This window comes from Nocardioides alkalitolerans (assembly GCA_038184435.1).
Classification (GTDB): domain Bacteria; phylum Actinomycetota; class Actinomycetes; order Propionibacteriales; family Nocardioidaceae; genus Nocardioides; species Nocardioides alkalitolerans_A.
The window spans coordinates 2,467,678-2,483,185 of record CP116227.1; the positions used below are offsets into that span (position 1 = coordinate 2,467,678).

At 74.3% G+C, this 15,508-nt stretch carries 15 protein-coding genes and 1 pseudogene; 14 read left to right on the forward strand and 2 right to left on the reverse strand.

The window, feature by feature from the left end; all coding sequences use genetic code 11:
- Positions 1-72 precede the first annotated feature (72 nt).
- Positions 73-702 carry a hypothetical protein gene (locus tag PIR53_11780; protein WZH50703.1) on the forward strand — a complete coding sequence of 210 codons (630 nt, stop codon included), beginning with the start codon at positions 73-75 and terminating at the stop codon, positions 700-702.
- A gap of 99 nt (positions 703-801) precedes the next feature.
- On the opposite strand, the gene PIR53_11785 is transcribed toward PIR53_11780, so the two are convergent.
- Positions 802-1,851 carry an ABC transporter permease gene (locus PIR53_11785; GenBank protein WZH50704.1) on the reverse strand — a complete coding sequence of 350 codons (1,050 nt, stop codon included), beginning with the start codon at positions 1,849-1,851 and terminating at the stop codon, positions 802-804.
- A 132-nt stretch (positions 1,852-1,983) separates the two neighbouring features.
- Between PIR53_11785 and PIR53_11790 the strand changes: the two genes are divergently transcribed.
- Complete coding sequence (locus PIR53_11790; GenBank protein WZH50705.1) at positions 1,984-2,535, forward strand: TetR/AcrR family transcriptional regulator; 552 nt, start codon at positions 1,984-1,986, stop codon at positions 2,533-2,535.
- Positions 2,536-2,598: 63 nt separating this feature from the next.
- Positions 2,599-3,135 (forward strand): VanZ family protein, encoded by a 537-nt coding sequence (locus PIR53_11795; protein ID WZH50706.1) that lies wholly within the window; start codon positions 2,599-2,601, stop codon positions 3,133-3,135.
- A gap of 30 nt (positions 3,136-3,165) precedes the next feature.
- Here the strand turns inward: PIR53_11795 and PIR53_11800 are convergent, their stop codons facing one another.
- Entirely contained in the window at positions 3,166-4,395 is a 1,230-nt protein-coding gene (locus tag PIR53_11800) for a helix-turn-helix domain-containing protein (GenBank protein WZH50707.1), read from the reverse strand.
- A 280-nt stretch (positions 4,396-4,675) separates the two neighbouring features.
- On the opposite strand from PIR53_11800, the pseudogene PIR53_11805 reads away from it, so the two are divergent.
- From PIR53_11805 to PIR53_11855, 11 genes and pseudogenes are all read left to right on the forward strand, one after another.
- Positions 4,676-5,272, forward strand: a pseudogene (locus PIR53_11805) (ATP-binding cassette domain-containing protein).
- Positions 5,273-5,740: 468 nt separating this feature from the next.
- Positions 5,741-6,463: an ABC transporter permease gene (locus PIR53_11810; GenBank protein WZH54444.1), complete on the forward strand. Its 723-nt coding sequence runs from the start codon at positions 5,741-5,743 to the stop codon at positions 6,461-6,463.
- The gene (locus PIR53_11815) at positions 6,463-7,302 is read left to right on the forward strand and encodes an ABC transporter permease (GenBank protein WZH50708.1); all 840 of its coding nucleotides are present in this window, start codon (positions 6,463-6,465) and stop codon (positions 7,300-7,302) included. Before PIR53_11810 ends, PIR53_11815 begins: the two co-directional genes overlap by 1 nt.
- Positions 7,299-8,627, forward strand: a complete 1,329-nt coding sequence (locus PIR53_11820; protein WZH50709.1) for an MCE family protein — start codon at positions 7,299-7,301, stop codon at positions 8,625-8,627. The genes PIR53_11815 and PIR53_11820 overlap by 4 nt, the downstream gene beginning before the upstream one ends.
- On the forward strand, positions 8,624-9,646 hold the full coding sequence (locus tag PIR53_11825) for an MlaD family protein (GenBank protein ID WZH50710.1): 1,023 nt from the start codon (positions 8,624-8,626) through the stop codon (positions 9,644-9,646). The genes PIR53_11820 and PIR53_11825 overlap by 4 nt, the downstream gene beginning before the upstream one ends.
- Positions 9,646-10,668 (forward strand): MCE family protein, encoded by a 1,023-nt coding sequence (locus PIR53_11830; GenBank protein WZH50711.1) that lies wholly within the window; start codon positions 9,646-9,648, stop codon positions 10,666-10,668. The genes PIR53_11825 and PIR53_11830 overlap by 1 nt, the downstream gene beginning before the upstream one ends.
- Positions 10,665-11,738: an MCE family protein gene (locus PIR53_11835; GenBank protein WZH50712.1), complete on the forward strand. Its 1,074-nt coding sequence runs from the start codon at positions 10,665-10,667 to the stop codon at positions 11,736-11,738. Before PIR53_11830 ends, PIR53_11835 begins: the two co-directional genes overlap by 4 nt.
- Positions 11,735-13,126, forward strand: coding sequence for an MCE family protein (locus tag PIR53_11840; protein WZH50713.1), 1,392 nt, complete (start codon positions 11,735-11,737; stop codon positions 13,124-13,126). Before PIR53_11835 ends, PIR53_11840 begins: the two co-directional genes overlap by 4 nt.
- A complete protein-coding gene (locus PIR53_11845; protein ID WZH50714.1) occupies positions 13,123-14,355 on the forward strand; it encodes an MlaD family protein in 1,233 nt (410 codons plus the stop codon). The genes PIR53_11840 and PIR53_11845 overlap by 4 nt, the downstream gene beginning before the upstream one ends.
- Positions 14,352-14,981, forward strand: a complete 630-nt coding sequence (locus PIR53_11850; protein WZH50715.1) for a hypothetical protein — start codon at positions 14,352-14,354, stop codon at positions 14,979-14,981. The genes PIR53_11845 and PIR53_11850 overlap by 4 nt, the downstream gene beginning before the upstream one ends.
- Positions 14,978-15,499 (forward strand): hypothetical protein, encoded by a 522-nt coding sequence (locus tag PIR53_11855; GenBank protein WZH50716.1) that lies wholly within the window; start codon positions 14,978-14,980, stop codon positions 15,497-15,499. Before PIR53_11850 ends, PIR53_11855 begins: the two co-directional genes overlap by 4 nt.
- Positions 15,500-15,508 lie beyond the last annotated feature (9 nt).

The window sequence follows — 15,508 nt, forward strand, 5'->3', positions numbered from 1 at the left end:
GGCCGACCTCTCCCCCCGGCCTGCCCGCTCCGCCGTCCCCCCCCACTCGCCTCCCGCACGTCAGGACGTCCCATGAGCAGCACCACCCGCCGCGTACGCCGCGCTCTCGCCACCGCCGGCGTCGGCGCCGCCGTCGCCCTCATCCCGCTCGCCGCCCACGCCGCGACCATCGTCCCCATCGAGTACGACGCCGTCGGCACCAGCACCATCGCCAAGACCGGCTCCGACGTCGGCCTCGGACCCACCACCCTCAGCACGGACCTCGACGTCGAGACCGGCGACTTCACCGGCTCCCTGCCCCTGCCCGGCACCCGCACCAGCTTCAAGGCCGCCGGCTTCCTCCCCGTCCAGGCCGACGTCGCCTTCGTCGAGGTCGCCCCCGTCACCGGCCACATCAACCTCTCCGGCGACATCGCCTCCGTCGACGCCACCGCGACCTACAACGTCAAGCTCTCCAACATCAAGGTCCTCGGCTTCCCCACCTTCACCGGCAACAAGTGCCAGACCACCACCCCGGTCACCATCCCCGTCGGCACCGAACCCGGCGTCGGCTTCGACCTCACCGCCGGCGGACGCCTCGTCGGCGAGTACACCATCGGCGACTTCGCCGACTGCGGGGCGAACACCGGCCTGATCAACGCCCTCGTGCCCGGCCCCGGCAACACCGTCGAGATCGACGTCAGCAACGGTCGCTTCCTCTGAGGCGTCGCGTCGCCCGAGAGCCGCGAACTGTGCGGCTGGGGTCGGCCCGGTTCGGTCCGGACTGCCCCAGCCGCACAGTTCAGCGCCCGCGCCCGACGCTCACGCCTCCGTGTGCCCCGCGGGCCCGGCGCCCCGCCGGTGCAGCACCCACGACGCGCCCATCGTCAGCACGGCGCCGGCGACCGCCCAGGCCGCGATGACCAGCACGGGGCCACCGATCCCGGCCGCGTCGAAGTAGACCGCGCTGCGCACCGCCTCCGTCGCCGCCCCGTTGGGCAGCCACGGCCCGACCGTGCGCCAGAAGGTCGGCAACAGCGCCGCGGGCACGGCACCGCCGGCGCTCGGGTTGCCGATGACGACGAAGAGCAGGATGGCGACGGCGATGCCCACCGTGCCCAGCAGCACCTGGAGGGCCACCGTCATCGCCGCTCCGGCGAGCACCACGAGGGTCCCGATGCCGGTCAGCACCCAGACCGGCCCGTCCAGGGCCCCCAACCAGGGACCGACGACGAGCGCGCCGCCGAGGCCCGAGGCCGCGGCGTACGGCACCAGCGAGGCGAGCCGCACCGCCGCCCGGCGGGGCGTGGCGGGACGGCTGCCCCGCGCGACCCCGAGCAGGGAGGCGACGAGGTAGCCGCCCACCATCCAGCCGACGACGAGGTAGAAGCCGGTCAGCCCGCGGGCGTCCCCGCCCTCGAGGGGCACGACGTCCTCCGTCGTGAGCGTGCGTCCCTGCGACGCCTCCGCCTGCGTGAGCACCGACTGCACCGCGGTCACGACGGACGACCCGCCGCCCGAGGCGACGAGCAGCGTGTCCTCGGTGCCGTCGGCGGAGACCACCAGGGCCGCGGCGAGGTCGCCGTCCTGCACCTGCGACCGCGCGGCCGCCTCGCTCGTCGCCGTCGCTTCGAGAGGGGACCCGTCGATGCCGTTCAGCCGGTCGACGACCTGCGTCGCGACGCCGTCCGGCGCCACCACCCCGACCTCGATCTCGTGGGGCGTCGGGTCGTGGAACGCGCCGACGTACGACGCGACGAACGCCAGCTGCAGCACCAGCACGCCGAGCACGAGCCCGACGGACCGCAGCGGTACGGCGTCGCGGAAGGTCCGCAGGGCGGCGCGGCCCCGCGCCGATCGGGTCGTGGTCATGTCGTCCTCCATTGCGCTACCAGCGGTTTCGTAATCGACGGTACGCCGCCGGCGGCCATTCCGAAACTCCGGGTAGCGATATAGACTGGTGACGTCGGCGACAGCCGCCGGCGACCGTCGGAAGGGGCAGCCGTGAGCAGGACCGCGGGCCGACCCCGCCGCGCCGGCATCAGCCGCGCGGTGCTCGACGCCGCCGTCGAGCTCGTCGCGCGCGACGGCTACCGCGCCACCTCGCTCGACGACATCGCCCGCGCCTCGGGGGTCGCCAAGACGACGGTCTACCGCCGGTGGGACTCCAAGGGCGCCCTCGTCGCCGCCGCGCTCCTCGACCGGCTCGGCGACCTCCCCGGCGTCACCGGGGAGAGCGACCTGCGGGCCACGGTGGCCTGGCTCGCGGGCGCCGCGAGCCGGCCCGACGTCCACGCCCTCCTGCTCGGCGTGCTGGCCGAGACCACCGACTCGGAGCTCCGCGCCGAGCTGCGCGCCCAGGTGCGGGCCCCGTTCCTCGCGGCGCTCACCCAGGGCTGGGGGGTCGAGACCGACGCCGCCGCCACCGCGTTCGACCTCGTGGTCGGCACGCTCCTGTTCCGCTTAGCGGGGTCCGAGCCCGTCGAGCGGAAGCTCGTCACCGACCTCACCGACCTCGTGGTGGGTTACCTGGTGGACCAGCGACGCGGTACCTGAGGGCGCCCGGTCGGCACCTGCGGACGAGGCGCCCACGGCTTGCCGTTCCCTACGGTCGGGACCGTGTTCCGCCAGGCCCCCGTGCTCCCCGTCGTCGTGCCGATCGCTGCTCTCGTGCTCCTCGGCCTCCTCCTCCACCTGCGCCGTCGGGGCCTGCTCAGCCTGCCGCGGGCGAGCGTCGCGCTCGCCCTGGCGGTGTACGTCGCGGGCGTCGTCGCCAACACGGTCTTCCCGGTCTACCTCGACAAGCCGACCTCCACGGTGCCCTGGCACGCGGGACTCGCCCTCGTCCCCTTCCACGACTACGAGGTGGCCGACGCCCTCATGAACGTCGGCGTGTTCCTCCCGGTGGGTGTGCTCGCGTCCCTCCTTCTGGCCCGACCGTCGTGGGGACGGGTGCTCGCCGTCGCGGCGCTCTTCAGCTTGGTCATCGAGGTGACGCAGTACGTCACCGCCCGCACCCTGGGGGGCGGGCACATCGCCGACGTGAACGACCTGCTCTGGAACGTGGTGGGCGGCGTGCTCGGCTGGGCGCTGCTGCGCCTGGCCGTGCGCGCACCGGCGGTGGCACGGCTGCACGACCGGTTCGCCTGGCGCTGAGGCGGACGGCCCACCCGCACGTCCGGCGCCTCACCCCGACCGGGCGCCCGCGCGCGCACGCTCGGCGTCGAGGGCCGGGAGCAGCACGGAGGCCATCGCCGGGTCGTCCACCGCCTCGCCGAGGAGGTCGCGGAGCCGCCGCATCCGGTGGCGCACGGTCTGGTGGTGCACCCCCAGCTGCTCCGCCAGCACCGGGGCGCTGCCCCGGGTCTGCAGCCACACGAGGAGGGTCTCCGCGAGCGCGTCGCGCTGGGCGGGCTTGCACGCGTCGAGCGGCGCCAGCAGGTCGGAGGTGACCTGCTCCAGCAGCGCCTCGTCGGCGTGCAGCCACAGCGTCTCGCGGTGCTCGGCGCAGCGCACCACCCCGTCCGGCGGGAGCGGGATGACGCCGCTCCGCACCAGGCGCAGGGCGCGGACCGCCCACCGCACGCCGTGCGGGACCTCGTCCGGCCCTCCGCCCCAGCCGAGGGCGACCGGCCGCCGACCCCGGTGCGCGAGCGCCGCCGCGACGTCGGCCGCGACGCGCTGGGCGACCACGAGCACCGCCCGGCCCCGCAGCACTCCCGCCAGCAGGTCGTCCCGGAAGGGCTCGACGGCGGCGACCTGGGCCGCACGCGCGGCCCCCTGCACGGTCTCCGTGACCACGGCGACGAGCGGCCCCTGCGGCGGCCAGGACAGCCCGGCGTCCTGCGCCAGGGCGCCGAGCCGGGTCGGCGAAGCACCGGCGAGGAGCGCCGCGAACAGGCGGGTGCGGGGCTCCTCCGTCGCCACCCGGGGCGCCACGGTGCGCCGCTCCTCGACGTACCCGCGCACCGCCTGGTCGTGCAGCCACCGCTGGTAGGCGAGCAGGACGTCGGCGATCCGGTCCACGAGCGCCGGTGGCGTGGCGAGCTCGGCGGCGCGGTGGCGCAGCTCGACCCATCCGCTCTGGGTGACCACCTGGTGCGCGGCCTGCATGGCGTCGAGGTCGTGCCCGGCCGCGGCCTCGAACCGACCGAGCCGGTCGAAGTGCCGGGCGAGCTCGCTGGTGCGGACCGGCGCGCCCGCGAGGGCGTCGACGAACGCCGTGACGGCCAGCGCCACCGCCTCGGCGACGACGGGACGCAACGTCGGGTGCGCGAAGCCGGCGACCGTCTCGACCACCTGCTCGGCGAGGCGGCGGCTGAGCTCGGCGACGCGGGGCCGGTACGCCGCGGCCAGCCCCGGCGCGAGGCCGTGGGCGCGCGCGAGCGGGCACGGCGCCGCGTCCCCGTCGACCACGGCGCCTCCCCTGCTCCCCCGGCGCGGTCGTCGACCTGCGCTCCCCTGACGTCCGCAGTGAACGGTCGGCGGGGCGACGTGGTCCAGCCTTCCGGCCCCGGCGAGGGCGACGGACCCGCTCGCCGAGCAGAAGTTGTCAGGCCCGTGACAACTTCTCCGCCGTCTTCCGTCGGTGGCGCCCCCAATTCGCTCCGAGCGGTGACAGGTGACCGGCACCACACATAGTTTCGCCGCGCTGCGGCCCCCTGGTCGCGGCGCGAGGACGACAGGGGGAACCGCGATGGGCGGCACGGTCGAGGTCACCGGCCTGACGAAGAGCTACGGACGCCAGAACATCTGGCGCGACGTGAGCCTCACGCTCGAGCCCGGGGAGATCACGGCGCTGCTGGGCCCGTCGGGCACCGGCAAGTCCGTGTTCCTCAAGTCGGTGATGGGCCTCGTGCGCCCGGAGGCGGGCCGCATCCTCGTCGACGGCGTCGACATGGTCTCCGCCAAGGAGTCCCAGCGTCTCGAGCTGCGCCGCCGCTTCGGTGTGCTCTTCCAGGACGGCGCGCTGTTCGGCTCGATGAACGTCTACGACAACGTCGCGTTCCCGCTGCGCCAGCACACGAAGCTGCCCGAGCGGGAGATCCGGCAGCGGGTGCTCGAGAAGCTCGACATGGTCGGCCTCGTCGGCCAGGAGCACAAGGTGCCGGGCGAGATCTCGGGCGGCATGAAGAAGCGCGCCGGGCTGGCGCGCGCCCTGGTCACCGACCCCTCCATCATCCTCATCGACGAGCCCGACTCGGGCCTCGACCCGGTGCGCACCTCCAACCTCGCGCAGCTGCTCATGGAGGTCAGCACCGCCACCGACGCGACGATGCTCGTCGTCACCCACAACATCGAGCTCGCCCGCACGCTCCCCGACAACCTCGGGATGCTCTACCGGCGCGAGCTCGTCATGTTCGGCCCCCGCGAGCAGTTCCTGCTCACCGACCACCCCGTCGTCTCGCAGTTCATGAGCGGCGACCCGGACGGTCCGATCGGGATGAGCGAGGAGGCCGACCACCGCCGCACCGACGCGACGGACCCCTATCCCGCGGCACCCGTCGGGCCTGGGGGGCCGACGGGGACCGCGCTGCTCTCCCGTCACGCGGGCGCGCGGTCGATCGAGGTGCTGCCCCGGCAGCTGGTGTCACGCACGGGCTTTCCCCGCGCGGCGACGACCCGTCACCGCGAGCGCATCGACTCCGGCGCGGCGCGCCTCCACGTCGCGCCCGACGACGAGGTCGACCGAGAACCGCCGCTCCCGCCCCGGAGCGCCGCGGTCACGCGGGCGCTCCGCACCACCGGCGACCTCTTCGCGCTGGCCCTCGACACCGTGCGCGCCATCTTCCGTCGCCCCTTCGCGGCGCGGGAGCTGCTCGAGCAGTTCTGGTTCGTCGTCAGCGTCTCCTGGGTGCCCGCGATGCTCGTCGCGATCCCGTTCGGCGCGGTGATCGCGCTCCAGCTCGGCACCCTGACCCGCCAGATCGGCGCCCAGTCCTTCACCGGCGCCGCCAGCGTGCTCGCCGTCGTGCAGCAGGCGGCGCCGATCGTCACGACCCTCGTCATCGCCGGTGCCGGCGGCGCGGCCATCTGCGCGGCGCTGGGCGCGCGCCGTACCCGGGACGAGATCGACGCCCTGCGGGTGATGGGCGTCGACCCGGTGCAGCACCTCGTCGTGCCCCGGGTCATCGCCTGCATCTTCGCCGCGGTGCTGCTCAACGGGCTCGTGTCGGTCGTCGGCGTCATCGGCGGCTACGTCTTCAACGTGATCGTGCAGGGCGGCACCCCGGGCGCCTACCTGTCGAGCTTCACCGCGCTGGCCCAGCTGAACGACCTGTGGGTGGGCGAGCTCAAGGCCGTCATCTTCGGCTTCATCGCGGGCATCGTGGCCTGCCACCGCGGCCTCAACGCGGCCGGCGGGCCGAAGGGCGTCGGTGACGCGGTCAACCAGGCGGTCGTCGTGACCTTCCTGCTCCTCTTCTTCGTCAACTTCGTCATCACGACGCTGTACCTGCAGCTCGTGCCCGGCAAGGGGGCCTGATGGCGCTCCCCCTCGGCCCCCTGACCTCGGTGGTCACCACGCCGCTCGACCGGCTCGCGTCGCTCGGCGCCGGCCTGCGGTTCCACCTCACGGTGCTCGCGTCCGTGCCCCGCACGCTGCGCCACCACCTCAAGGAGATCGTGCGTCTCCTGTCGGAGGTCAGCTTCGGCACCGGTGCGCTCGCCGTCATCGGCGGCACGATCGGCGTGATGGTCGGCATGACCCTCTTCGTCGGCACGGTCGTCGGCATGCAGGGCTACTCGGCCCTCGACCAGATCGGCACCGCGGCCCTCAACGGCTTCGTCTCGGCGTACTTCAACACCCGTGAGATCGCGCCCCTCGTCGCCGCGCTCGCGCTGTCGGCCACGGTCGGTTCGGGGTTCACGGCCCAGCTCGGCGCGATGCGCATCAACGAGGAGGTCGACGCGCTCGACGTCATGGGCGTCTCGAGCCTGGCGTTCCTCGTGACCACCCGCGTCATCGCCGGGGTCGTCGCGATCGTGCCGCTCTACGTGGTGGGCCTGCTCGTCTCGTGGGCCGGCTCCCGCGCCGTGACGGTCTACTTCTACGGACAGTCGGCGGGCACCTACGACCACTACTTCGGGCTGTTCCTCCCCCCGGCCGACATCCTCGGCTCGTTCGTCAAGGTCGTCGTCTTCGCCGTGCTCATCATCCTCATCCATTGCCGGCTCGGCTTCACCGCGACGGGCGGCCCCGCGGGCGTCGGCGTCGCGGTGGGCACGGCCGTGCGCCGGAGCATCGTGACGGTCGCGATCCTCGACCTGGCGCTCTCCATGGCGCTCTGGGGCACCACCACGACCGTGCGGGTGGCCGGATGAACGAGCACGCTCGCCGTCCCGTGGACCTCGTGCTCGGCCTGGTCCTCCTGCTCGTCGTCGCGCTCGGCGCGGGCGGCGTCGTGCTGGCCTACGACCAGGCGTTCACCTCCCGCACCGAGGTCGTGCTGACGACCGGCTCGGTCGGCAACGCGCTGCAGAAGGGCTCCGACGTGAAGCTGAACGGCGTGCCCGTCGGGGAGGTGACCGAGGTGCGGGCGACCGCCGACGGCGCCCGCCTCGTGCTGGCCCTCGAGCCGGACGTCGCCGACGGGCTCCCCCCGGACACGGTGGCCCGGCTCCTGCCCAAGACGCTGTTCGGCGAGCGCTACGTGCAGCTGCTCGCGAAGGGCGCGCGCACCGGCAGCGGCCTGGCCGACGGTGCGACCATCCGGCAGGACGACTCCGACGAGGCCGTCGAGCTCGAGGAGGTGCTCGACGAGCTCCTGCCGGTGCTGCAGGCCGTGCAGCCGCAGAAGCTCGCGGCGACGCTGGGCGAGCTGACGCTGGCGCTCCGCGGCCAGGGCGCCTCGATCGGCGAGTCGATGGAGCTGTGGGGGTCCTACCTCACCGAGCTCGCGCCGTACGTCCCCACCCTGACGGAGGACCTCCAGCGGCTCGCCGAGGTGGCGGACGTCTACGACGTCGCCGCGCCCGACCTGCTCGCTGCGCTCGAGGACCTCACCGTCACCGCGACCACGCTCGTCGACGAGCGCACGACCCTCGACGACCTGTACGCCGGGGTGACCGCAGCCGCGACCAGCACCGACGCCTGGCTCACCGCCAACCAGCAGACCATCGTCGTGCTCGCGGAGGAGAGCCGGGAGGCGCTGGCCGCGGTCGCGCCGTACGCCGCGCAGTTCCCCTGCGTGCTGCGGTCCGTCGCCGACTTCGAGCCGGTCATGGAGGAGGTCCTCGGGGTGGGGACCGCGGAGCCCGGCGTGCAGGTCACGCTGAGCATCGGCGACGTCAGCGGCGCCTACCAGCGCGGGGCGGACCGGCCGACCTACCGCACGGACGGGCAGCCGCGCTGCCCCTACACGGTGTCCTCGCGGTCGAGCGCGCGGGAGACCGCCGGCTCCGAGCCCGCCAGCGTGCGACCGCCGACGGCCGACCTCCTGGAGTCGTACGTCGCGGGCGAGGGCTCGGCGACCCCGGCGCAGCAGGCGCTCGCGGTCGGCCTGGGCGACGCCAACTCGCCCGCCGAGAACCAGCTGATCGCCGAGCTCGTGGCCCCCGGCCAGGGCCTGGCGCCCGACGAGTACCCCGACTGGGCGAGCCTCCTGCTCGGCCCGTCGCTCCGGGGTGCGGAGGTGGTGCTGCGATGAGGAACGGACTCGGTCCGGTCGCGGTGAAGAGCATCGTGTTCACGCTCGTCACCGTGCTCGCGACGCTGGCGCTGGCCGCCACGATCCGCAACGGCAGCGGGGGCGGCGGGGAGTTCACCGCGCGGTTCACCGACGCCACGAGCCTCAACGAGGGAGACGACATCCGCATGGCCGGCGTCAAGGTCGGCGCGGTCCGCGACATCGCCGTGGCCGACGACGGCCTCGCCGAGGTCACCTTCACCGTGAGCGACGAGGTGGCCGTGCCCGCGGGCACGACCCTGGAGCTGCGGTTCCGCAACCTCGTCGGGCAGCGCTACATCGCGTTGCAGCCGCCGACCACGCCCGAGGGCGGCGACCCGATCGCCCCGGGCCACGAGTTCGGGCTCGACGCCACCTCGCCGGCGCTCGACCTCACGCTCCTGTTCAACGGCTTCCACCCGCTCTTCCGGCTCCTCGACCCCGAGGACGTCAACACCCTCTCCGGCCAGGTGCTCGCCGTCTTCCAGGGGGACGGCGCCTCCGTCGACACGCTGCTGGAGAGCACCGGCCGCCTCACCACCACCCTCGCCCAGAAGGACGCCGTGATCGGCCAGCTCATCACCAGCCTCGGATCCGTGCTCGAGACCGTCGAGAGCCGCACCGACGAGGTCGACGCCACCATCGTGACGCTCCAGCAGCTCGTCAGCGGGCTCGCGGCCGACCGCGACACGATCGGCGCCACCCTCGACGGGCTCGGCTCGCTCTCCGTCAGCGTCGCCGACCTCCTCGACGAGGGACGGGCGCCACTCCAGGAGTCGATCGTCGGGCTCGGCGACCTCGCCGGGAACCTCGCGGACGCCAGCGACACCATCGACACGCTGCTCGCCAACCTGCCGGGACGCCTCGACGCGCTGGGCCGGGTCGGGAGCTACGGCTCGTGGCTGAACTTCTACGCCTGCTCGGTGCAGGGGCTCATCCCGCTGCCCGAGGGCTACACGGGCGACCTGGGCATCGAGCCGGTGGCAGCGAGGTGCCGGTGATGCGGCGCCGCCACCCCACCGCCTTCGCGGAGCGCAACCGCGTCGTCGTCGCCATCGTCGGCGTGCTCGCCCTCGTCGGCGTCTTCCTCCTCACCTTCAACGCCGCGGCGCTGCCGCTCGTCGGCGGGGGCCGCACCTACACGGCGGAGTTCGCCGAGGCGGGCGGGCTGCGCGCCGGCAACGAGGTGCGGGTCGCCGGCGTGCGCGTCGGCGAGGTGACCGGCCTCGAGCTCGACGGCGACGTCGTCGAGGTCACCTTCCGCGTCAAGGACGTCGAGCTCGGTTCCGAGACCCGCGCGGCGGTGAAGGTGAAGACGCTGCTCGGCCAGAAGTACCTGGCCGTGGAGCCCGCGGGGCGCGGCGACCTCGACGGCACCATCCCGGTCGAGCGCACGAGCACGCCGTTCGACGTGACGGCCGCCTTCTCCCAGCTCTCCACGACGGTCGGCGAGATCGACACCGAGCAGCTCGAGGCCAGCTTCGAGGCCCTCACGACCGCCTTCGCCGACACCCCCGAGGCGGTCCGCGCGACCGTCACCGGGCTCGCGGAGCTCTCGCGCACCGTCTCGAGCCGCGACGAGGAGCTCGCGGGCCTGCTCGAGGCGGCCGAGCAGGTCACCGGCACCCTGGCGAGCCGCAACGAGGAGATCGCCGACCTGCTCGTCGACGGCGACCTGCTGCTCGAGGAGCTCGCCGCGCGGCGGGCCACCGTGAGCGCCCTCCTCGAGGGCACCACCCGGCTCGGCGAGCAGCTGCAGGGCCTCGTCGCCGACAACGAGGCGACCCTGGCGCCGGCGCTCGCCCAGCTCGACACCGTCGCGGAGATCCTCACCCGCAACCAGGGGGGGCTCGACGCGTCCCTGGCGCGGCTCGGGCCCTACTACCGCCTGCTCGCCTCGGCGACCGGCAACGGCCGCTGGGTCGACGCCTACGTCTGCGGCCTCTACGCGGCCGACGGCTCCCCCCAGCTCGACAACGACGTCGAGCGCACCTGCGCCCCGACCGCCGGAGGTGGCTCGTGAGCACCCGCGCCCAGCGCTCCCGCGACCGCCGCGCCCGGCTGCTCCGCAGCGGCGCCCTCCTGCTCGTCCTGGCGGCCGTCGTGCTCGCGGTCACCGCACGCTCGGCGTACGTCGACGGGCGGAGCACCACCGTCGTCGCCGACTTCGACTCGGCGGTGGGCCTCTACGTGGGGTCCGACGTGCAGGTGCTCGGCGTGCCCGTCGGGGAGGTCACCGAGATCGAGCCCGGCGTGGAGGCCGTCCGCGTCACGATGCGCCTCGACCCCGGCCGCAAGGTCGCGGCGGACACCGCCGCCGTGATCGTGGCCCCGACGGTCGTGAGCGACCGCTACGTGCAGCTGACCGAGCCGTGGACCGAGGGCGAGGCCCTCGCCGACGGCGACGTCATCGATGCCGACCGCACCGCAGTGCCGGTCGAGATCGACGAGCTCTACACCAGCCTCGAAGACGTCAGCACCCGCCTCGGCCCCAACGGCGCCAACGCCGACGGCGCGCTCTCCGCCTTCCTCGAGGTCGCCGCCGAGAACCTCGACGGCACGGGGGCCGACCTCAACACGATGATCGGCGAGTTCAGCGACCTCTCCGCCACCGTCTCCGGGGTCGACGCCGACCTCTTCGCGACCATCGGCCACCTCGCCGAGCTGAGCGAGATGCTCGAGGTCAACGACGAGACCGTCGGCTCGGCCACCTCCCGGTTCGCCGAGGTCGCCGACTACCTCGCGGCCGACCGCGACGACCTCGCCACCGCCGTGCAGGAGCTCGGGGCGGCGCTCGCCGTGCTCGACGACTTCATCGCCGACAACCGGTCCGCGCTCCGCACGAGCGTGGACAACCTCGTCGGCCCCACCCAGACGCTCGTCAACCAGCGCGCGTCGCTCGAGGAGCTGCTGCGCATGGCGCCGCTGACGCTGCAGAACTTCCTGCAGGCCTACGACCCCGCGTCCGGCAGCCTGCAGGGACGCGCCAACCTGAACGAGGCCAACCTGTGGAGCTCCGACGGCCTCAGCGCCCGCTCCTCGAGCGACGCGCCGCCCGTGCTGCTGCCCGGCATCGGGGAGACGGACCGATGAGGCGCGGGCTCGCGACCCGGGCCGTCGGCGTCGCGCTCGGCGCGGCCCTGGCCGCCGGCGCGCTCACCGGCTGCGGCATCCTCGACGACGGGATCTACGAGGCCCCCCTGCCCGGCGGTGCCGACGTGGGCGACGACCCCGTCACCCTCACCGTCGAGTTCACCGACGTGCTCGACCTCGTGCCGCAGTCGGCCGTCAAGGTGGACGAGGTCGCCGTCGGCCGGGTCACCGCGGTCCGGCTCGCGGACGACGGTCTCGGCGCCGAGGTCGACCTGCTCGTCAACGGCGACGTCCCGCTGCCTGTCGGCACGACCGCGCGGCTCCAGCAGACGTCGCTGCTCGGCGAGAAGTACGTCGCGCTCGTGCGCCCGGCGGGTTCCTCGGGCACCTCGGGTCCCGCGGGCGCGTCGGGTGACCGGCTCGTCTCCGGCGACCGGATCGAGCGGGCCGACAGCGACGAGGCCGCGCAGGTCGAGCAGGTGCTCGGTGCGCTGTCGATGGTGCTGAACGGCGGTGGCATCGCCCAGTTCCAGGAGATCTCCACCGAGCTGCAGGCCATCTCGGGCGACGACCCCGATCGCGTGCGCACCTTCATCCAGCAGCTGAGCGGCTTCGTCACCCAGCTCGACGCCCGCAAGGAATCGATCACCGCGGCGATCGACTCGCTCGCCGACCTGTCGGCGACCCTCGAGGCGGACCAGGAGCGCATCACCACCGCCCTCGACGGTCTCCACCCCGGCCTCGCCGCGCTGGAGGAGCAGCGACCGCAGCTCGTCGCGATGCTGGAGGCGCTCGACAGCCTCTCCGACGTCGCGGTCGACACCCTCGACGCCGCGCAGGAGGACATCGTCGCCGACCTCCAGACCCTCGCGCCCGTCCTCGAGCAGCTGGCCGCCGCCGGCCAGGACCTCCCGGACGCGCTGGGCCTCCTGCTCACCTACCCGTTCCCCGACGCGGTGACGGGGGCGATCCGGGGCGACTACCTCAACGTCTTCGTCACGACCGCCTTCGCGAGCGTGCCCGAGGACTGCGCCGCGATGGGCTGCGCCTGGCTGCAGCCGTCGCTGGAGCCGCCGGCAGCGGGGGGCAGCGCCGCGCGGGGCGCCTACCTGCTGCCCCCGACGAGCTCGGCCACGCCCGGCCTGCCGTCGCCGACCGTCACCGTGCCGACGTCGGACGCCACGACCGCTCCGCCGTCGACCCCGCCGTCGGCGTCCCCGTCCGCGTCCCCGTCCGCGTCTCCCTCGGCTCCCCCGACCGGGCCCACGGGCTCGCCGACGGCGCCCGCGACGACCGGGCCCAGCGGCGTACCCACGTCGCCGGACCGCGAGCCGACGGGCAGTCCGGCGCCGACGACCGCCCCCACGACGCCGAGGAGCGAGCCGTGATCACCACCGCCGTGAAGGTCAAGGTCGCCGCCTTCCTCGTGCTGGGGCTGCTGGCGACGGGCTACCTGCTGCGCACCTACGTCGGGATCGACCCGTTCCGCGACGACACGCGGGTGACGATCGAGCTCGGCGACGCCTCCGGCCTCTTCGAGGGCAGCGAGGTGACCTACCGGGGCGTGTCGATCGGGACGGTCGACGCGCTCGAGGTGACGGACACGGGCACCGACGTGCGGATCGTGCTCGACGCCGACGCGCCCCCCGTGCCCGCGGACGTCGCCGTCACGGTGGCGAACCGGTCGGCGATCGGCGAGCAGTACCTCGACCTGGTGCCGCGCGAGGCCGGCGGCAGCGGGGACGGCGCGGACGGTGACCACACCGTGCTGGCCGACGGGGACCGCGTGGTCGCGGCCGACGCGACGGTGCCGCCGGCGTTCGACGCGGTCCTCCGCTCGGGCCGCGACTTCGTCGCCTCGGTGCCGGAGGACGCGCTGCGGACCGTCGTCGACGAGACCTACCTCGCGGCCCGCGGGGTCTCCCCCGACGTCGCACAGCTCGTGCAGACGTCGCTGGAGTGGGCCCGCACCGCCGACGCCAACTTCCTCGTCACCACGCGGCTCATCGAGAGCTCGGCGACCGTGCTGGACCGCCAGGTCGCCTCGGCCGACGCGATCCGCTCGTTCAGCGGCGACCTCGAGCTGCTCGCCGCCACCCTGGCCGACTCCGACGGCGACCTGCGCGCCCTCATCGGCGCGACCCCGCAGGCCGCCCTGCAGCTGCGCGACCTCGTCGCCGAGGTCGGCCGCCCGCTCGGCCTGCTGCTCACCAACCTGGTGACGCCGGCCCAGGTGTTCGGCGTCAACAGCGCCGGCGTGGAGGACCTGATGATCCGCCTGCCCGACGCCGTGAGCGCCGGTTGGGCCGTCACGAGCACCGGCAGCCTGAACCTGTCGCTCGTGCCCAACTTCGCGAACCCGCTGCCCTGCACGACGGGGTACGAGGGCACGCCCCGACGCGCCGGCGACGCCACCGGGGGCGGCGCGTTCGACACCGACGCCGGCTGCACGCTGACCAGCGGCCCGTCGAACGTGCGCGGACCCGGCGCCGTGCCCAGCAACCTCGACGACCTGGCCGTGCCGGTGGACCCCGGTACGGCGCGCCCCACCGGAGGCGCACCCGTCGTGATCCGCGACGCCACCAGCCTGGAGGACCTCATGGGAGGAATCGGATGACGCTCGACACGCGCACGGAGCAGGAGGCCGAGCCGGGGTCGGTCCCGGAGTCGGACTCGGAGTCAGATTCGGGGGCGGCTGCGGGTTCCGCCTCTCCCGGGGACGCGGCGCGGACGCGGCAGCAGCGGCTCCGCGCCGGCCTCCCCTGGCTGGTGCTGGTCGTGGCCGTGGTGGTCGCCGCCCTCGGCGGCCGTTCGTGGTGGCTGGCCGAGCACGACGACGGGCTGCACCGCGCGGCCGAGCGGGACGCCGTGCTCGTCGCGGCCCGCACCCACGTCGCGACGCTGACCACCATGGACAGCCGCGACGTGGCCGGCGGCCTCGAGGCGTGGGGCGCGGCGACCACCGGCATGCTCCACGACCAGATGACGGACGTCGACGACGGCAGCCGCGGCATGCTCGGCGAGCTCGGGACGACGTCGGTGGGCCGCGTCGTCGACGCGGCGGTACTGGACCTGGACGGCGCGACGGCGACCGTGCTCGTCTCGGTCGAGGTGACCGTCACCGAGAACGACGACGCCGGCGCGGAGCCCACCGTCAAGCGCAACCGCTTCGCCGCCGACCTCCGCGAGGTGGACGGCGCCTGGCTGCTGGAGAACCTCCAGCAGGTGGCGGTGACGCTGTGAGCGCGGCGACCATCGGGCGACGCGTCGCCCTGCTCGGGCCGTGGGTGGCGGCGGCGCTGCTCGTCGCGTTCGGCGTCTACGCCTTCACGCAGGCCGACGGCCTCCGCTCGACGCCGGCCGCCGAGAACCACGCCCTCGTCGACGCCACCGGTACGGCGGAGGTGCAGGCCGCGGCGACCCAGACGCTGACGCGGGTGCTCAGCTACGACCACGCAGCGCCCGAGGCCACCACGGCAGCCGCCGACGAGCTGCTCCGCGGCGCGGCGCGCGAGGAGTTCGACGTGCTCTACTCCGGGCTCGCCGAGCAGGCACCCGGCCAGGAGCTCGTGCTGACCGCCCGGGTGTCGTCGGTCGCGGTGCAGGAGCTCACCGAGGGGACAGCCCAGGTGCTCGTGTTCCTCGACCAGACCAGCCAGCGGGCGGGCGACGCCGAGACGACCGTCTCGGCAGCGCAGCTCTCGGTGGGGCTGGAGCGTGACGGCTCCGGCTGGACCGTCACGGAGCTCACGCCGCTCTGAGCGGCGGGG

Bases quoted from the DNA above. Each gene is read 5' to 3' on its own strand.
- PIR53_11780 (WZH50703.1), top strand. From the start codon at position 73: ATGAGCAGCACCACCCGCCGCGTACGCCGCGCTCTCGCCACCGCCGGC.
- PIR53_11785 (WZH50704.1), bottom strand. From the start codon at position 1,851: ATGACCACGACCCGATCGGCGCGGGGCCGCGCCGCCCTGCGGACCTTC.
- PIR53_11815 (WZH50708.1), top strand. From the start codon at position 6,463: ATGGCGCTCCCCCTCGGCCCCCTGACCTCGGTGGTCACCACGCCGCTC.
- PIR53_11820 (WZH50709.1), top strand. From the start codon at position 7,299: ATGAACGAGCACGCTCGCCGTCCCGTGGACCTCGTGCTCGGCCTGGTC.
- PIR53_11825 (WZH50710.1), top strand. From the start codon at position 8,624: ATGAGGAACGGACTCGGTCCGGTCGCGGTGAAGAGCATCGTGTTCACG.
- PIR53_11830 (WZH50711.1), top strand. From the start codon at position 9,646: ATGCGGCGCCGCCACCCCACCGCCTTCGCGGAGCGCAACCGCGTCGTC.
- PIR53_11840 (WZH50713.1), top strand. From the start codon at position 11,735: ATGAGGCGCGGGCTCGCGACCCGGGCCGTCGGCGTCGCGCTCGGCGCG.
- PIR53_11850 (WZH50715.1), top strand. From the start codon at position 14,352: ATGACGCTCGACACGCGCACGGAGCAGGAGGCCGAGCCGGGGTCGGTC.